Raw genomic sequence first — 14,776 nt, forward strand, 5'->3', positions numbered from 1 at the left:
GGAAATCCTGTGGATTTTCTTTGGAATACATACGGCAAATGCCGTACTGATGATAGACAAGATCAGGAACAGGACGGTGAAAGCGGCATGATATGATTTTACAGGCAGAGGCAGAAGATGTCTTCAGACTTCTTCCCGAGCGTCATGTCTTGTAGGGTAAGATTGTGTGAGAAATTACAGGAATAGGACTATAAAAATGGCATATGAAGTGAGTATGCTCTATCATCTTCATATGCCATCTTGATTTTTAGGGACATTTACTGAATATCCCTTTTTACAGGGGATACCTTGTGAGGCTATGATGTCTTTCTTCTTGGCATCGTACACGGCATAATCCAGCTTATCCAGCAGCGATAGCTTGATGTTGTGCGGCAAATCCCGGAACAGGGGGATGCCGAACAGCCTCTCCTTGTCTGCTTCCTGCAATAGTCTTTTTTCCATAGTATGTGAATCTTCCGCAAAGGTAGGAATAATAAGCAAATACGTGCCTGTTTTCGGCGATACTTTTGTGTGTCGTCCGGTGCGGCTCCTCCACCTGTCCGTTATGCGGGATTGATTATCTTTCTGACTTCGGATTCGGTTCCGCAGAACGGCCCGTGCATTTGCAGCTTGATAGTGCACATGGCGGCGGCGAAACAGCCTGCTTCCCGGTAGGATGCTCCTTTGTTCCGCATGTACAGGTAGCCTACCATGTAGGTGTCTCCGCAGCCTGTGGCGTCCACTATTTGCAGGGCGTAGTAGGCGGGGATTTCATAGAACTGCCCCTTGGCGTATATCAGCGAACCTTTGTCGCCCAGCGTCAGCAGCACTTCTTTCACGCCCCAGTCGGCTATGAGCAGGGCGGCTTCGCGGGGGTTACTGCATCCGGTAAGGACTTCCATTTCAGTTTCGTTGGCTTTCAGTATATGGATATGTTTCAGGGCTTCCCTTTTCTCCGCCCAGTCCACGGGCAGCACCTTTTCGTTGTCTACCTTGCGCAGAAACCCCTGGACGTCTACCGACAGCAGCCCTTTGCCCGACAGGTATTTGATGACGTCCAATGAAAAATCATCGGCAAGCAGGCTGCCTAAGTGGATAATCCGGGCGCTGACATCCCGCAGGCCTTCTATTGTAAACGGGTCGGCCTTTGCCGTGACACGCTGCGTCCGTTCGTTCTGGTTCTCTCCGTATATGTTTTCGAAACAGACGGAATGAGCGGTGGGCAGTGTCTTTACTTCGATGCCTTCTTCCCGTATATCCTCCACGGCGGCCTTGTCTGCATCGGCAAGGGCGGTTACCAGTAAAAAGCCTTTCGGGTCGAGGCGCTTAATGGCATGTGCGAAATAGAAAGATGTGCCGCCCGGCATATATACTGTACTTTTGGCGGTAACTATCTTGTCTTGTGTGATATAACCTATGCAACATAAATCGTGTACGCTCATTTCCCTCTTGTTTATAGTTCGTTTATCCGTAAATTTGCCGCAAAGGTAGTGATTTATCTAAGAAAAACCGTAATATAGGCAACAACATCCGTAATCCGTATATTGGTAAACCCGAGAAACCGGGCTATATTTGCAGACGGTTTAATGTGTTCGGAATATGAAATCGCAGAAAAAGAAGAGAAAACATATGATAATAGGAATAATAGCAGGCATCGTTATCGCGGTAGGGGTGGCGGGCGTCGTGTTCGTCAACCAGCCGCAGTTCGGAAGAATTCCGCAGGGAGAGCGGTTGGAGCGGATTAAGAAATCGCCTCATTATAAAGAGGGGCAGTTCCGTAACCTGCATGCAACGCCGATGATGACATCCGGCAGGGGTCGCCTGGGGGCTTTATGGGATTTTGTTTTCAAGAAAGCGGAGGGGGTACGCCCACAAAAGGAAGTCCCCGCCGTTAAGACGGATTTGGAAAGCATAGGACGGGAGAAGAATGTACTGGTGTGGTTCGGTCATTCTTCTTATTATATCCAGTTGGACGGCAAGCGGATACTGGTAGACCCCGTATTCTGTTCGGCCGCCCCGCTTTCTTTCCTTAACAGGCCGTTTGCGGGAACCGATATCTATAAGCCGGAGGACATGCCCGGTATCGATTACCTGGTTGTCACGCACGACCATTGGGACCATTTGGACTATAATACCGTCGTGCAGTTGAAGGAGCGTGTAGGCAAGGTGGTCTGCCCGTTGGGGGTAGGCGAATATTTCGAATATTGGGGATTCGACAAGGCGCGCCTGGTAGAGCTGGACTGGTTCGAAGATGCCGTGTTCGACGAAGGTTTCCTTATGCACTGCCTGCCTTCACGCCATTTCTCCGGGCGGTTCCTGAAATCCAACCAGTCCCTTTGGGCTTCTTTTCTTGTAGAGGCTCCCTCGCAGAAGATTTACATGGGCGGAGACGGCGGATACGATACGCGTTTTGCGGAAATCGGTAAGAAATATCCGGGCATCGACCTGGCTATCCTGGAGAATGGGCAGTATAATGAGGCATGGAAGTATATCCATACCATGCCCGGCTACCTTGCCCGGGCAGCCAAGGACTTGGGAGCGGAGAGATACCTCACGGTTCATCACTCGAAGTATGCCTTGGCAAGACACCGTTGGGATGAACCGTTGAAGAATGCCGCAGACCTGAAAGAAAAGGATTCGCTGGATGTACTGATGCCCGTGATAGGGGAAGTTATTTATCTGGATTGATATAGGCGGAGATGTCCTCGCTGTTATCCGATATCTTCTTCATTATTTCATCGTACTCCTTGCCGTCGCCTACCGTTTGCCTTAGTTGCCGGGTAAGCAACCGGAGGTGCAGGCTTTCGTCTGCAATCAGTTTCGTGAGCAGCTTGCGGGCGATGTCTGCCGTAGGAGTGGCGGCGGTGATACGTTCCTTTACCGATTGGTAGAATCCGATAGTGGCAACCTCCGAACGGGCGGCGAGGGTGAGCGCCTCGACGGGTGTCTCGCCCAGATTTACATGCCGGTTGTCGTAAGGCTTGGGCAGGGTTCCGCCCAATGCTACGATAGCATCTTGTATGTGTGCGTAGTGTTTCATCTCCACCAGGGCGATGCCCAGCATCAACTCGCCTATCTCGTCTTCGAAAACCGCCTCCTGCTGGGTGTATTGCAGGATAGCGGTAATCTCGGAATACTCTGCGCTCTCTATTGCCGGGTAGAACCATTCGGGTTGTACTCCGTCGCCGGGTTTCATGTCGCCGGGTTCTACCCAGGCTACGTCTTGGTTAGAATACTTCAATACATCCACCAGGGCATCTGCCATTTTATCCACATAATTAATCATATCTGTTAAGTTTTAGAGTTATGCAGGTACAACAACCGGCAGGGATACTTGGTTTAGGATATGCGTGGATAAATGGGAATATCTGTAACATATTTATGCGGTATGGCGGCCGATTATCCGTAATTATTACATAAAGAGCATGAAAAATCGGTTTTTAGTTGTTTTTTATATGGAATTTCATTAACTTAGAACGTTGTAATAGGGAGTGTTTTAATAAGTCCTGACCCACAGGCAAAGAAAATGAGAATACAATTTGAAATCAAGGAAAAGCTGTCGGAAATCGTTGACGAAATTCTGAATAGCGAGAGGTGGACAACCGTTGTAAAGGAGGACATCTCGGGAAGGAAATCGGTTGTAATTCGCGATCGTAGTTATGATTCGGAAGCATCAATCGAGATTTATGCGCGTGAAATCAACATCAAGACGGCGTGGTCCAGTTACACTTACCGTATATTTGTAACGGGAGACAATGTTTGGTGCGAGTACAATGGAGCCTACCGGGGCTTGTTGGAACAGAAACTGCTGCCTGTAATCACTCCCAAAGAGAGCCTTTTGGAATCGGAGGTGCTCGACAGTTCGCTGTACGGACACGAAAAGAGAAAACTGAGGGAATATGCCGAGGATAATGTAAAGCTGAAACAGTTCCGCCGTGAGAATTTCAAGGAAGACCGCATCGGGGTCGCTCCGTTCGACCACCCTAAGAGGGTATACGACGAGTTTATCAAGGAAGATTACATAAGCCCTTCTTCCGGGAAATAGGAAATCCGCCGTGTGCGGATGCGCCGAAAGAGAGCGAATGACGGGGTACGGCTTCGGCATATCTGTACCGGAGCCTTTCCCTCCCCGGCTCCGTATGCGGGCAGGGGTGTTGTCAGTTTTGCGCGTGCCTGTATTCTGCGGGCGTCATTCCTGTCAGCTTCTTGAACAGGGCGGCGAAATACGGTGTATTTGCATAACCTAATTTCCGGGCTACCATGCCTACCGTATTGTCTTTATCCAGCAACATCCTTTTGGAAGCCTCCAGCCGCATCAGTTGAAAATATTCACGGATGCTTTTTCCGGTTTCGAACCTCAGCAGGTCGCTGAAATAGCTGGGCGACAGATGAAGGGCGTCTGCACAGTATTCCAGTGAGGGCAGTATGCCGCTTTCCAACTTGCCAGACCGGATGTATTCATCCAGCAGCAGGTCTGTTCTGTGCAGGATTACCTGGTTGGCTTCGCAACGGGTGATAAACTGGCGCTCGTAGAAGCGTGTGCAGTAATCCAGCAGCAGTTCGATGTAGCGCGAAATCAGGGTCTTGCTGTGGCAGTCTATGGCATGCTGAAGCTCCTCCCGGATGTGGTCGGTACACTCCATGACTTTCGTCTTTTCGCGCAGCGAAAGGTGCAGCGATTCGTCCGGCTTATAGAAAAAGAACGAGTAGTCTCCGATGTGCCCGCCCAGTGCCGTGCAGGCTATCAAGTCCGGATGAAATGCCAGCAGCCTGCCTTTGCGGGCAGGCAGGTTGTCCGTATCCAGCTTTATGGACTCTCCCGGCGTGCGGAATATCAGCGAGGCATTGGAGTAATCGTAGTATTTGCGCCCGTACGCATAGTCTCCGGCTTCCCCTTCTATCAGGATAATCGTATAGAACCCGCATTTTACGGTGCGCTGTTCCAGGCTGGCCGGAGATAGGTCGATGACGCTTACCAGCGGATGCAGCGTCTTATACCCCAGGCAGCAGTTGCATTGGTGTACAGTCTCTATATTCAGTGTCTTTTTTTCCATAAGGGTGTTCCCCGCATATCTTGCTTTGTAACGGCGTTACTGCCGCATTCCGTATTCCTTGTCTTTCGGTTCGATGCCTGCCCCCTTGCCGGGAAGCATGCGGACGTCCGTCCCTTTCTGCACCCTACTGAGTTTCCGGTTACCGCAAACAGAGTGGTTTTTAAGGATTTCTTTCGTCATAATATATCACCTATATAGCCGATGCCGTTCCAAAGAATATTAAAAGTAATGAATAAAAGAAGCAAGCCCGGTACGGTTAGGCTTGCAACTTCCGGTATTCTCCGGGCGTATATCCTACATTCTTCTTGAAGATGCGGTTGAAGTGCTGCGAGTACTGGAAGCCCAGCTCATAGGCAATCTGGCTGACGGTCTTTTCCGTTCCGGCAATCATTTCTTTGGCAAGGTCTATCATCTTGGTCTGGATGTATTCCTGTGCGCTTTTTCCCGTTTCTTTCTTGATGAGGTCGCCGAAATAGTTGGGAGACAGAAATACCTTGTCTGCAAAATACTTTACCGAGGGAAGCCCGTCCGTCTGCGGCTTGTCGCTTTGGAAATAGTCGTCGAGCAAGGTTTCGAATTTTACCAGCACGCTTTTGTTGCTCTCCGAACGGGTGATGAACTGCCTTTCGTAGAAACGCATGCAGTAATCCAGCAGCAGTTCGATATTCCGTGAAATCAGGCGCTTGCTGTGTTTGTCGATTGGATGCTGGAGCTCCATTTTTATTTTCTCCAGACAGTCCATGAATATTCCCTTTTCTTCCTCGGACAAGTGCAGGGCTTCGGCCGAGGCATACGAAAAGAACGAATAGCGCTTGATGTCTTGCCCCAAAGAAGTTCCCCTAATCAAATCCGGATGAAACAGGAGCCCGTGGGCGTCCGGCTTTATTCCTTGCTGCATCTCCGTTTCAACGACTTGCCCCGGTGCAAAGCTGGTGACCGTTCCTTCCTGATAGTCGTAAACCTGCCTGCCGTAGCGGATGTCTCCGCATTTCGTGTTTTTCAGGAAAAGCGCATACACTCCGTAGTTCAGCGTAAAATGCGTGGGGAACCCGGTGGCTTCCGACAGGTTTACTACACTTACCAGCGGATGCAGCGTCTCGAGCCCGAAGAGCTGGTTGTACTGGTCTACCGTATCCAGTTTGATAACTTCTTTCATAAGGCGTATTCATTTAGTCCTGCACAAATGTAAAGAATAAAATTATACGTAGTATATCGCTTGGCGGATTATCAGTAAATAGGTTACAAATGTCCGTAATCCGTCTACATCCCCTCCATGACTATCCGCCTACATTTGCAGTGCGATTACGAATAACGATTTATAAACTAACACTATATTATATGGAATATGTAACATTGAATAATGGTGTCCGGATGCCGCTGCTGGGATATGGCGTGTATCAAATGGAAGATGCCGGCTTGTGCCGGCGGTGTGTAGGCGAGGCGATAGCCACGGGTTACCGCCTGATTGATACGGCGGCGGTGTACCTGAATGAGGAAGCGGTGGGTAAAGCCGTGGAGGTGAGCGGTGTACCCCGCAGCGAGTTTTTCATCACTTCCAAAGTCTGGATTCAGGATATGGGATACGAGCAGACGCTGCGGGCGTTCGACCGTTCTCTTGCCCGCCTGGGAATGGATTATCTGGACCTTTATCTCCTCCATATGCCTTTCGGGGATGTGTTCGGGGCATGGAAGGCTATGGAGAGGCTCTATCGTGAGGGGCGTGTCCGCGCTGTGGGTGTTTGTAACTTCCGTATTCCACGTTTGGCAGATTTAATGGCTCATTTTGAAGTCGTTCCGGCAGTGAACCAGGTAGAGACGCATCTCTTTAACCAGCAGCAGGCCATGCAGCAGTATGCCGGCAGCAAGGGTGTGCTGGTGGAGGCATGGTCGCCGTTCGCCGAGGGGAAGAATGATTTCTTCCGGAATGAGGCACTGGCTCTGCTGGCTGCGAAATACGGGAAAAGCGTTGCGCAGATTGCTCTCCGCTGGCTTACGCAGCGGGGTATCGCCGCAATTCCGAAATCGGTGCACAGGGAACGTATGGAGGAGAATTTCCACTCGCTCGATTTCCGGCTGTCGGACGAAGATATGGCGCTGATTGCCTCTTGCGACAGGGCATTGCCGGTGGTGGGCGATTTCGATGCTCCGGACTTCGTGAGTGATTTGTGCGGGCGCAAGTATGCCATTTGAAAGGAACAATGCAATAATCAAAAAAACGGTTTAATTATATCTGCTATGTTACTGAATGATTTTTTAGAATATGTAAAAACACGGAAAGCCCTCGATACGGAAGATATACATCTCTTTATGGATGAAATGAGCAATGAGGCGCGGCGTATCACATTTAGGCTGAATGCTTCCTATCATACTCCGGACGAGGTACGGGCATTGCTGTCCGAACTTTTCGGGAAACCCGTTCCGTCTTCGCTCCGTGTGTTTCCGCCGTTTTATACGGATTTCGGGAAAAATATCGAAGTCGGCAATAATGTGTTCATCAATGCCTGCTGCCATTTCCAAGACCACGGCGGCGTTACGCTGGGCGACGGCTGCCAGATAGGGCACAACGTGGTTTTTGCAACACTCAACCACGGACTTGCACCGGAACACCGCCATACCACCTATCCTGCGCCTATCGTGCTTGGTAAAAATGTGTGGGTCGGTTCCAATTCCACTATCCTGCAAGGGGTAACGGTTGGCGATAATGCGGTGGTGGCTGCCGGTGCGGTAATAACAAAAGATGTTCCGGCAAATGCAATCGTAGGGGGAGTACCTGCCAAAGTTATCAAGTATATCGATAACACGACTGTATAGGGATTTCCCTGCCTTGCGAGATATAGGAAAGCCATTGGTAGATAAAGACTATAATGGAGGGAAATTCTATTGAACTCGGTTATTGTCAGTTTTTTACCAATCGCGGGCAAGCCGTGTGAAGATTGCCTAAGCCGTTATCTTAGTTGAAGCGGAGAAAAATAAAAAGCTCTGAAATTCGAGGATTTCAGAGCTTTTTATTTAATTTGCTATTTGCTTTCGCGGTGCGTACGGGACTCGAACCCGTGACCCCATGCGTGACAGGCATGTATTCTAACCAGCTGAACTAACGCACCATAATTTCATTGTATCGTTGCTATCTCTCTCGATTGCGGTTGCAAAGGTAGGTGTTTTTTGGGAACCTGCAATAGCTGTGACGAACTTTTTTTCGACAGCTTTTGGCAGTGTTGGCTTTATATCCTCATTGTGAGAATATTGTATAGAGTGGGAGTACTGCTATTTAACAACTATTTAGAAAAGCGTTTATACACTGTTTATGTAATGTTTAGCACCCGGTTGAAAATACGTTTTTGGAGAAAACGAAACATTTTATACCTGTTTTTAAACTTTCTGCTCGAAAACTTCGTTTTTTTGCAATAAATCGTTATTTTTGCGAACTCAAAACAAGAATGTTGTAATTGGAAAACGATAAAAAGAGATTTTAGGATGATGAAAACAGCCAAACTGTTGCTTCACTGTCCCGATAAACCGGGCATCCTGGCAGAAGTGACGGACTTTATAACGGTGAACAAAGGGAATATTATCTATCTGGACCAGTATGTAGACCATGTAGAGAATATCTTTTTCATGCGTATCGAGTGGGAATTGGAAAACTTCCTGGTTCCCCAGGAGAAAATAGAGGATTATTTTGAAACACTGTATGCGCAGAAGTATGGAATGAGTTTCCGTCTTTACTTCTCGGACACAAAGCCGCGCATGGCTATCTTCGTGTCGAAGATGTCGCACTGCCTGTTCGACTTGCTGGCGCGCTATACGGCGGGCGAGTGGAATGTAGAGATACCTCTTATAATAAGCAATCATCCCGACTTGCAGCACGTGGCAGAACGTTTCGGCATCCCCTTCCACCTTTTCCCTATCACTAAGGAAACGAAGGAAGAGCAGGAGAAAAAAGAAATGGAACTGCTTGCCAAGCATAAAGTAAACTTCATCGTGCTGGCGCGTTACATGCAGGTTATTTCCGAGCAGATGATAAATGCTTATCCCAACCGCATTATCAATATCCACCACTCCTTCCTGCCGGCATTCGTGGGAGCGAAACCTTATCATGCGGCGTTCGAGCGAGGGGTAAAGATTATCGGCGCTACCAGCCACTATGTTACTACGGAGCTGGATGCAGGCCCTATTATCGAACAAGATGTAGTGCGCATCACGCATAAGGACACCGTGCAGGATTTGGTAAATAAAGGTAAGGATTTGGAAAAGATTGTCCTCTCCCGTGCCGTCCAGAAGCATATCGAGCGCAAGATATTGGCATATAAGAATAAAACCGTGATATTCAATTAGCGGTTAGAGGCTGGTGGTTTATTTATGAAGTCGTGCCGGTATGCCGCAGGAAACGTAAAACAGCCACCGGGCACTAATCACTGTAAATTTGGTAGCTAATGAAGGTTGCAATCATTAAATATAATGCGGGTAATATCCGTTCGGTAGATTATGCTTTGAAACGTTTGGGCGTCGAGGCGGAGATAACGGCGGATGAAGCAGTGCTGCGTGCTGCGGATAAAGTTATCTTTCCCGGAGTGGGCGAGGCAGAAACGACTATGGAGTTTCTGAACGCCGGCGGTATGGGCAGGCTGATAAAAGAGCTACGCCAGCCGGTGCTGGGCATCTGCCTGGGCATGCAACTGATGTGCCGTCACTCGGAAGAAGGAAACGTGGATTGTCTCGGCATCTTTGATACCGATGTAAAACGTTTTGTATCGCAAAGGCACGAAGATAAAGTGCCTCATATGGGTTGGAACACGATTTCGCAGACCGGCAGCGATTTGTTCAAAGGATTTACGAAGGAAGAGTTCGTCTATTTCGTACATAGCTTCTATGTTCCGGTCAATGACTGCACGGCTGCCGTGACGGACTACATACTTCCGTTCAGTGCCGCCTTGCACAAGGACAATTACTATGCCACCCAGTTCCACCCCGAGAAGAGCGGGAGTGTGGGCGAACGCATCTTGCAGAACTTCCTGGACTTGTAGCTGTTGTTATTAAATAAAAAGGTATGATAGAACTGATTCCCGCTATCGACATCATCGACGGAAAGTGCGTACGCCTTTCTCAGGGCGACTATGATAGCAAGAAGGTGTATAATGAGAATCCCGTAGAAGTAGCCAAAGAACTTGAAGCGCACGGCATCCGTCGCCTTCATGTGGTAGACCTCGACGGTGCTGCTTCCCACCATGTGGTGAACTACCGCACACTGGAGCAGATAGCCTCGCGCACTTCCTTGATTATCGACTTCGGTGGCGGCGTAAAGAGCGATGAAGATTTGGTGATTGCGTTTGAAAACGGTGCGCAAATGGTGACGGGCGGCAGTATTGCCGTGAAGAACCCCGAACGTTTCTGCCACTGGCTGCAAACATATGGTCCGGAGAAAATCATTCTCGGCGCCGATGTAAAAGACCGTAAAATTGCCGTCAACGGTTGGAAAGACGAGAGCCCTTGCGAGTTGTTCCCCTTCCTGCAAGATTATGTAGAGAAAGGCATCCGCAAAGTTATCTGTACGGACATTAACTGTGACGGTATGTTGCAAGGTCCTTCTACGGCTCTGTATAAGGAAATATTGGAAGCGCATCCCGGACTCTGCCTCATTGCCAGTGGGGGGGTGAGTTGTGCCGACGATATCCGCCGGCTGGAAGCGGCAGGCGTACCTGCCGTTATTTTCGGTAAGGCGTTGTACGAAGGGCGTATAACTTTCAAGGAACTGGAACAGATTTTGGATTTATGATTTCAGCTTTATGTCGTATGGCGTCACGTTTATCTGTTTAAGTAATAAACACGAAACCATAAGTATGAAGCTATAAATGTGAAGCCATAAGTATGAAACCATAAACATGAAGCCATAAACATGAAGCTATAAATGTGAAACCTAAATATGAAACCATAAACGTGAAGCCATAAACGTGACACCATAAGCATAAAGCCATAAGTATGAACCTATAAGCATAAACCTATAACCCTGAGATTATAACCATGAAATCGTAACATATAATCATAAACGTAAAGTCTCGTAACCATGAAATCATCAATCTAAAATCGGAAATCATACATATGAACTCTGAATTCATAACCATGAACCATAGACACAAATCTGAAATCATAAACCGTAAATAAAAAAACATTGTGTTAGCGAAAAGAATTATCCCCTGCCTCGACATTAAAGACGGGCAGACCGTAAAAGGAACCAATTTCGTAAACCTGCGTCATGCAGGCGACCCGGTTGAGCTGGCGCGCGCTTATAGCGAGCAAGGAGCCGACGAGTTGGTTTTTCTGGATATCACCGCCAGTTTCGAAGGTCGCAAGACATTTGCCGAGTTGGTAAAGCGCATTGCCGCCAACATCAGCATTCCCTTCACCGTAGGCGGCGGCATCCATGAGCTGAGCGATGTAGACCGGCTCCTGAACGCCGGTGCAGACAAAATATCCGTCAATTCCTCGGCCATTCGCCGTCCGGAACTGATTGACGAGATAGCCAAACACTTCGGTTCGCAAGTCTGTGTGCTGGCTGTCGATGCCAAGCAGACCGAAAAGGGCTGGTGGTGTTACCTCAACGGTGGCCGTGTGGAAACAGACAAAGAACTTCTCACCTGGACGAAAGAGGCACAAGAGCGCGGTGCAGGCGAAATACTTTTTACCAGCATGAACCACGACGGCGTAAAGACCGGATATGCCAACGAAGCCCTTGCCGCCCTTGCCGACGCACTCTCCATACCGGTTATTGCATCGGGCGGGGCAGGTGCGAAAGAACACTTCCGCGATGTCTTTCTGGAAGGAAAAGCCGATGCAGCCTTGGCAGCCAGTGTTTTTCATTTCGGAGAAATTAAAATTCCCGATTTAAAATCGTATCTTTGCGCCCAGGGAATTGCAATGCGCCAGGTTTGACAAGAAGATGAAACGATAAGATAGCGGGGCTGGCAGGAAAAAACATAATGCCGCAGAGCAATCGATAGTTAATACCTAAATAATATATATTCAAGATGTTGGACTTTGACAAAATGAACGGACTCGTTCCGGCAATTATACAAGATGCTGACACAGCCAAAGTGCTGATGCTGGGTTTCATGAACCGGGAAGCATACGACAAGACGGTAGAAACCGGTAAGGTAACATTTTTCAGCCGTACCAAGAACCGTCTGTGGACGAAAGGAGAGGAGAGCGGCAATTTCCTGAACGTAGTTTCCATGAAAGAAGACTGCGACAAAGATACCCTGCTCATCCAAGTACATCCCGTGGGACCAGTGTGCCATACAGGTACGGATACCTGCTGGGGCGAAAAGAACGAACAACCCGTTATGTTCCTGAAACTTCTCCAGGATTTCATCGACAAGCGCCATGCCGAAATGCCGGAAGGCTCCTACACCACCAGCCTGTTTCAGTCCGGTATCAACAAAATGGCGCAGAAAGTAGGCGAGGAAGCAGTTGAAACAGTAATCGAAGCATGCAACGGAACCGACGAACGTCTCATCTACGAAGGAGCCGACCTGCTGTACCACCTTATCGTACTGCTTACCTCTAAAGGCTATCGCATAGAAGATTTGGCACGCGAGCTGGAAGAACGCCACAGTGCAACCTGGAAGAAACACTGATTAGTAAAAACAATACCTAAAGAGCAAGAAGCAGGAATGAGCGACGAAGCGCTGATACGATACAAAGACGTGGAGATACACCAGCAAGAACTGTGCGTATTGAACGATGTAAACCTGGAACTGCATAAAGGAGAGTTCGTCTACCTTATCGGCAAAGTCGGTTCGGGCAAGACGAGCCTGCTCAAAACCTTTTACGGAGAGTTGGACGTTGCGGCGGGCGATGCCGAAGTACTGGGATACGACATGCTGCATATCAAGCGCAAGCACATTCCGCAGTTACGCCGTAAGCTGGGCATCGTCTTTCAGGATTTCCAGTTACTCACCGACCGTACCGTGCACGACAACCTGGAATTCGTGCTCCGTGCCACCGGGTGGAAGAACAAAGCAGAGATAAAAGACCGCATCGACGAAGTATTGCAACTGGTAGGCATGAGCAATAAAGGCTATAAATACCCCAACGAACTGTCGGGAGGCGAGCAGCAACGCATCGTGATAGCCCGTGCCGTACTCAATTCCCCGGAAATTATCCTTGCCGATGAGCCTACGGGCAACCTGGATGTGGAAACCGGTTTCGCTATCACCCAACTCCTGCACAGCATCAGTTCGGCAGGCTCGCTTGTCATTATGACCACGCACAACATGCAGTTGCTTTGGGAATACCCGGGACGCGTATACCGCTGTGCCGACCATTTGATAACGGATGTAACGGAACAATACACCATTGCAACACCGGCAGAAGAAAAATAAACAAGATTATATAACATTTAATACAGGAACGAAAATGAAAGTTTTAAAGTTTGGAGGTACTTCAGTAGGTTCGGCTCAACGAATAAAAGATGTAGCCAAATTGATTACCGATGGTGAACGTAAGATTGTGGTTCTCTCTGCCATGTCGGGTACCACAAACACGCTGGTCGAGATTTCGGACTATCTGTATAAGAAAAATCCGGAAGGCGCCAACGAAATAATCAACAGGCTGGAGATGCAATACCGCCGGCACATCGACGAACTCTACGCCACTCCCGAATACAAACAGAAAGGGCTGGAACTTATCAAATCCCATTTCGACTATATCCGTTCTTATACAAAAGATCTTTTCACACTGTTCGAGGAAAAAGTAGTACTGGCACAAGGCGAGCTGATTTCCACCGCCATGATGAACTACTACCTGCAAGAAAGCGGCGTGAAATCCGTTTTGCTTCCGGCTTTAGAATACATGCGCACGGACAAAAATGCCGAGCCCGACCCGGTTTATATCAAAGATAAACTCCAAGTTCAACTCGAGCTGCATCCCAATGCCGAAATCTACATCACACAAGGCTTTATCTGCCGTAATGCCTACGGCGAGGTAGACAACCTGCAACGCGGCGGCAGCGATTATACCGCATCCCTGATAGGCGCAGCCGTCAACGCCTCCGAAATCCAGATTTGGACAGACATCGACGGCATGCACAACAACGACCCGCGTATTGTAGACAAAACCTCGCCGGTACGTCACCTGCACTTTGAAGAAGCAGCCGAGCTGGCATACTTCGGTGCGAAAATTCTGCACCCCACCTGCGTACAGCCCGCCAAGTACGCCAATATCCCCGTGCGCCTGCTCAATACAATGGATCCCACGGCTCCAGGCACACTCATATCCAACGATACGGAGAAAGGCAAAATCAAAGCAGTAGCTGCTAAGGACAATATTACAGCTATCAAAATCAAGTCCAGCCGTATGCTGCTTGCCCACGGTTTCCTGCGCAAAGTATTCGAAATCTTCGAAAGCTACCAGACATCTATCGACATGATTTGCACCTCCGAGGTAGGCGTATCCGTATCTATCGACAACACCAAACACCTCAACGAAATTCTGGACGACTTGAAGAAATACGGCACGGTAACGGTAGATAAAGAAATGTGCATCATCTGCGTGGTAGGCGACCTCGAGTGGGAGAACGTCGGTTTTGAGGCGAAGGCACTCGACGCCATGCGCGACATACCGGTACGTATGATTTCTTTTGGCGGTAGCAACTACAACATATCCTTCCTTATCCGCGAATGCGATAAGAAACAAGCCTTGCAGTCACTCAGCGACGCACTGTTCAATGAATAATAAAAGAAAAATACAAT

Annotated in this window: 17 protein-coding genes and 1 tRNA gene; 11 read left to right on the forward strand and 7 right to left on the reverse strand. The window is 48.7% G+C overall.

Going from position 1 to position 14,776, the window contains the following annotated elements:
* Nucleotides 1-228: 228 nt before the first annotated feature.
* Both C233_RS0115810 and C233_RS0115815 read right to left on the reverse strand, forming a co-directional pair.
* Complete coding sequence (locus C233_RS0115810; RefSeq protein ID WP_154656077.1) at nt 229-441, reverse strand: hypothetical protein; 213 nt, start codon at nt 439-441, stop codon at nt 229-231.
* A 101-nt stretch (nt 442-542) separates the two neighbouring features.
* Nucleotides 543-1,421 carry a PfkB family carbohydrate kinase gene (locus C233_RS0115815; RefSeq protein WP_018668539.1) on the reverse strand — a complete coding sequence of 293 codons (879 nt, stop codon included), beginning with the start codon at nt 1,419-1,421 and terminating at the stop codon, nt 543-545.
* Nucleotides 1,422-1,608: 187 nt separating this feature from the next.
* Here C233_RS0115815 and C233_RS0115820 point away from each other — a divergent pair, with 187 nt between their 5' ends.
* On the forward strand, nt 1,609-2,667 hold the full coding sequence (locus C233_RS0115820) for an MBL fold metallo-hydrolase (protein WP_018668540.1): 1,059 nt from the start codon (nt 1,609-1,611) through the stop codon (nt 2,665-2,667).
* Here C233_RS0115820 and C233_RS0115825 read toward each other — a convergent pair.
* Entirely contained in the window at nt 2,651-3,265 is a 615-nt protein-coding gene (locus tag C233_RS0115825; protein ID WP_018668541.1) for a ferritin family protein, read from the reverse strand. The two genes, C233_RS0115820 and C233_RS0115825, sit on opposite strands and share 17 nt — an antisense overlap.
* 240 nt (nt 3,266-3,505) lie before the next feature.
* Here C233_RS0115825 and C233_RS0115830 point away from each other — a divergent pair, with 240 nt between their 5' ends.
* A complete protein-coding gene (locus C233_RS0115830) occupies nt 3,506-4,024 on the forward strand; it encodes a hypothetical protein (protein ID WP_018668542.1) in 519 nt (172 codons plus the stop codon).
* Between the two features lie 112 nt (nt 4,025-4,136).
* On the opposite strand, the gene C233_RS25175 is transcribed toward C233_RS0115830, so the two are convergent.
* The 3 genes from C233_RS25175 to C233_RS0115845 form a co-directional block, all read right to left on the reverse strand.
* The gene (locus tag C233_RS25175; RefSeq protein WP_373278746.1) at nt 4,137-4,622 is read right to left on the reverse strand and encodes a helix-turn-helix transcriptional regulator; all 486 of its coding nucleotides are present in this window, start codon (nt 4,620-4,622) and stop codon (nt 4,137-4,139) included.
* A 447-nt stretch (nt 4,623-5,069) separates the two neighbouring features.
* Entirely contained in the window at nt 5,070-5,213 is a 144-nt protein-coding gene (locus C233_RS24205; RefSeq protein WP_018668544.1) for a hypothetical protein, read from the reverse strand.
* Between the two features lie 76 nt (nt 5,214-5,289).
* Nucleotides 5,290-6,189, reverse strand: coding sequence for a helix-turn-helix domain-containing protein (locus C233_RS0115845; protein WP_018668545.1), 900 nt, complete (start codon nt 6,187-6,189; stop codon nt 5,290-5,292).
* A gap of 182 nt (nt 6,190-6,371) precedes the next feature.
* Here C233_RS0115845 and C233_RS0115850 point away from each other — a divergent pair, with 182 nt between their 5' ends.
* Complete coding sequence (locus C233_RS0115850) at nt 6,372-7,223, forward strand: aldo/keto reductase (RefSeq protein WP_018668546.1); 852 nt, start codon at nt 6,372-6,374, stop codon at nt 7,221-7,223.
* Nucleotides 7,224-7,268: 45 nt separating this feature from the next.
* Nucleotides 7,269-7,844, forward strand: coding sequence for a sugar O-acetyltransferase (locus C233_RS0115855; RefSeq protein WP_018668547.1), 576 nt, complete (start codon nt 7,269-7,271; stop codon nt 7,842-7,844).
* 219 nt (nt 7,845-8,063) lie between these two features.
* Here the strand turns inward: C233_RS0115855 and C233_RS0115860 are convergent.
* Nucleotides 8,064-8,137, reverse strand: a tRNA-Asp gene (locus tag C233_RS0115860).
* A 370-nt stretch (nt 8,138-8,507) separates the two neighbouring features.
* Between C233_RS0115860 and purU the strand changes: the two genes are divergently transcribed.
* From purU to C233_RS0115895, 7 genes are all read left to right on the forward strand, one after another.
* Nucleotides 8,508-9,365 (forward strand): formyltetrahydrofolate deformylase, encoded by an 858-nt coding sequence (gene purU / locus C233_RS0115865; RefSeq protein ID WP_018668548.1) that lies wholly within the window; start codon nt 8,508-8,510, stop codon nt 9,363-9,365.
* A 98-nt stretch (nt 9,366-9,463) separates the two neighbouring features.
* Nucleotides 9,464-10,054 (forward strand): imidazole glycerol phosphate synthase subunit HisH, encoded by a 591-nt coding sequence (gene hisH / locus C233_RS0115870; RefSeq protein ID WP_018668549.1) that lies wholly within the window; start codon nt 9,464-9,466, stop codon nt 10,052-10,054.
* Nucleotides 10,055-10,077: 23 nt separating this feature from the next.
* Nucleotides 10,078-10,803, forward strand: a complete 726-nt coding sequence (gene hisA / locus C233_RS0115875; RefSeq protein ID WP_018668550.1) for a 1-(5-phosphoribosyl)-5-[(5-phosphoribosylamino)methylideneamino]imidazole-4-carboxamide isomerase — start codon at nt 10,078-10,080, stop codon at nt 10,801-10,803.
* A 395-nt stretch (nt 10,804-11,198) separates the two neighbouring features.
* Complete coding sequence (hisF, locus tag C233_RS0115880) at nt 11,199-11,957, forward strand: imidazole glycerol phosphate synthase subunit HisF (protein WP_018668551.1); 759 nt, start codon at nt 11,199-11,201, stop codon at nt 11,955-11,957.
* 95 nt (nt 11,958-12,052) lie between these two features.
* Nucleotides 12,053-12,661 carry a bifunctional phosphoribosyl-AMP cyclohydrolase/phosphoribosyl-ATP diphosphatase HisIE gene (hisIE, locus tag C233_RS0115885; protein WP_018668552.1) on the forward strand — a complete coding sequence of 203 codons (609 nt, stop codon included), beginning with the start codon at nt 12,053-12,055 and terminating at the stop codon, nt 12,659-12,661.
* 36 nt (nt 12,662-12,697) lie between these two features.
* Complete coding sequence (locus tag C233_RS0115890) at nt 12,698-13,408, forward strand: cell division ATP-binding protein FtsE (RefSeq protein ID WP_018668553.1); 711 nt, start codon at nt 12,698-12,700, stop codon at nt 13,406-13,408.
* 34 nt (nt 13,409-13,442) lie between these two features.
* Complete coding sequence (locus tag C233_RS0115895; protein WP_026314890.1) at nt 13,443-14,759, forward strand: aspartate kinase; 1,317 nt, start codon at nt 13,443-13,445, stop codon at nt 14,757-14,759.
* Nucleotides 14,760-14,776: the final 17 nt, after the last annotated feature.

Source organism: Bacteroides gallinarum DSM 18171 = JCM 13658 (assembly GCF_000374365.1).
Lineage (GTDB): Bacteria > Bacteroidota > Bacteroidia > Bacteroidales > Bacteroidaceae > Bacteroides > Bacteroides gallinarum.

Coding starts and splice junctions, on each gene's coding strand:
- C233_RS24205 (WP_018668544.1), bottom strand. CDS start 5,213: ATGACGAAAGAAATCCTTAAAAACCACTCTGTTTGCGGTAACCGGAAA.
- C233_RS0115825 (WP_018668541.1), bottom strand. CDS start 3,265: ATGATTAATTATGTGGATAAAATGGCAGATGCCCTGGTGGATGTATTG.
- C233_RS0115815 (WP_018668539.1), bottom strand. CDS start 1,421: ATGAGCGTACACGATTTATGTTGCATAGGTTATATCACACAAGACAAG.
- hisH (WP_018668549.1), top strand. CDS start 9,464: ATGAAGGTTGCAATCATTAAATATAATGCGGGTAATATCCGTTCGGTA.
- C233_RS0115890 (WP_018668553.1), top strand. CDS start 12,698: ATGAGCGACGAAGCGCTGATACGATACAAAGACGTGGAGATACACCAG.
- C233_RS0115830 (WP_018668542.1), top strand. CDS start 3,506: ATGAGAATACAATTTGAAATCAAGGAAAAGCTGTCGGAAATCGTTGAC.
- C233_RS0115820 (WP_018668540.1), top strand. CDS start 1,609: ATGATAATAGGAATAATAGCAGGCATCGTTATCGCGGTAGGGGTGGCG.
- purU (WP_018668548.1), top strand. CDS start 8,508: ATGATGAAAACAGCCAAACTGTTGCTTCACTGTCCCGATAAACCGGGC.
- C233_RS25175 (WP_373278746.1), bottom strand. CDS start 4,622: ATGGAGTGTACCGACCACATCCGGGAGGAGCTTCAGCATGCCATAGAC.
- C233_RS0115850 (WP_018668546.1), top strand. CDS start 6,372: ATGGAATATGTAACATTGAATAATGGTGTCCGGATGCCGCTGCTGGGA.
- hisIE (WP_018668552.1), top strand. CDS start 12,053: ATGTTGGACTTTGACAAAATGAACGGACTCGTTCCGGCAATTATACAA.
- hisA (WP_018668550.1), top strand. CDS start 10,078: ATGATAGAACTGATTCCCGCTATCGACATCATCGACGGAAAGTGCGTA.
- C233_RS0115895 (WP_026314890.1), top strand. CDS start 13,443: ATGAAAGTTTTAAAGTTTGGAGGTACTTCAGTAGGTTCGGCTCAACGA.
- C233_RS0115810 (WP_154656077.1), bottom strand. CDS start 441: ATGGAAAAAAGACTATTGCAGGAAGCAGACAAGGAGAGGCTGTTCGGC.
- C233_RS0115845 (WP_018668545.1), bottom strand. CDS start 6,189: ATGAAAGAAGTTATCAAACTGGATACGGTAGACCAGTACAACCAGCTC.
- C233_RS0115855 (WP_018668547.1), top strand. CDS start 7,269: ATGTTACTGAATGATTTTTTAGAATATGTAAAAACACGGAAAGCCCTC.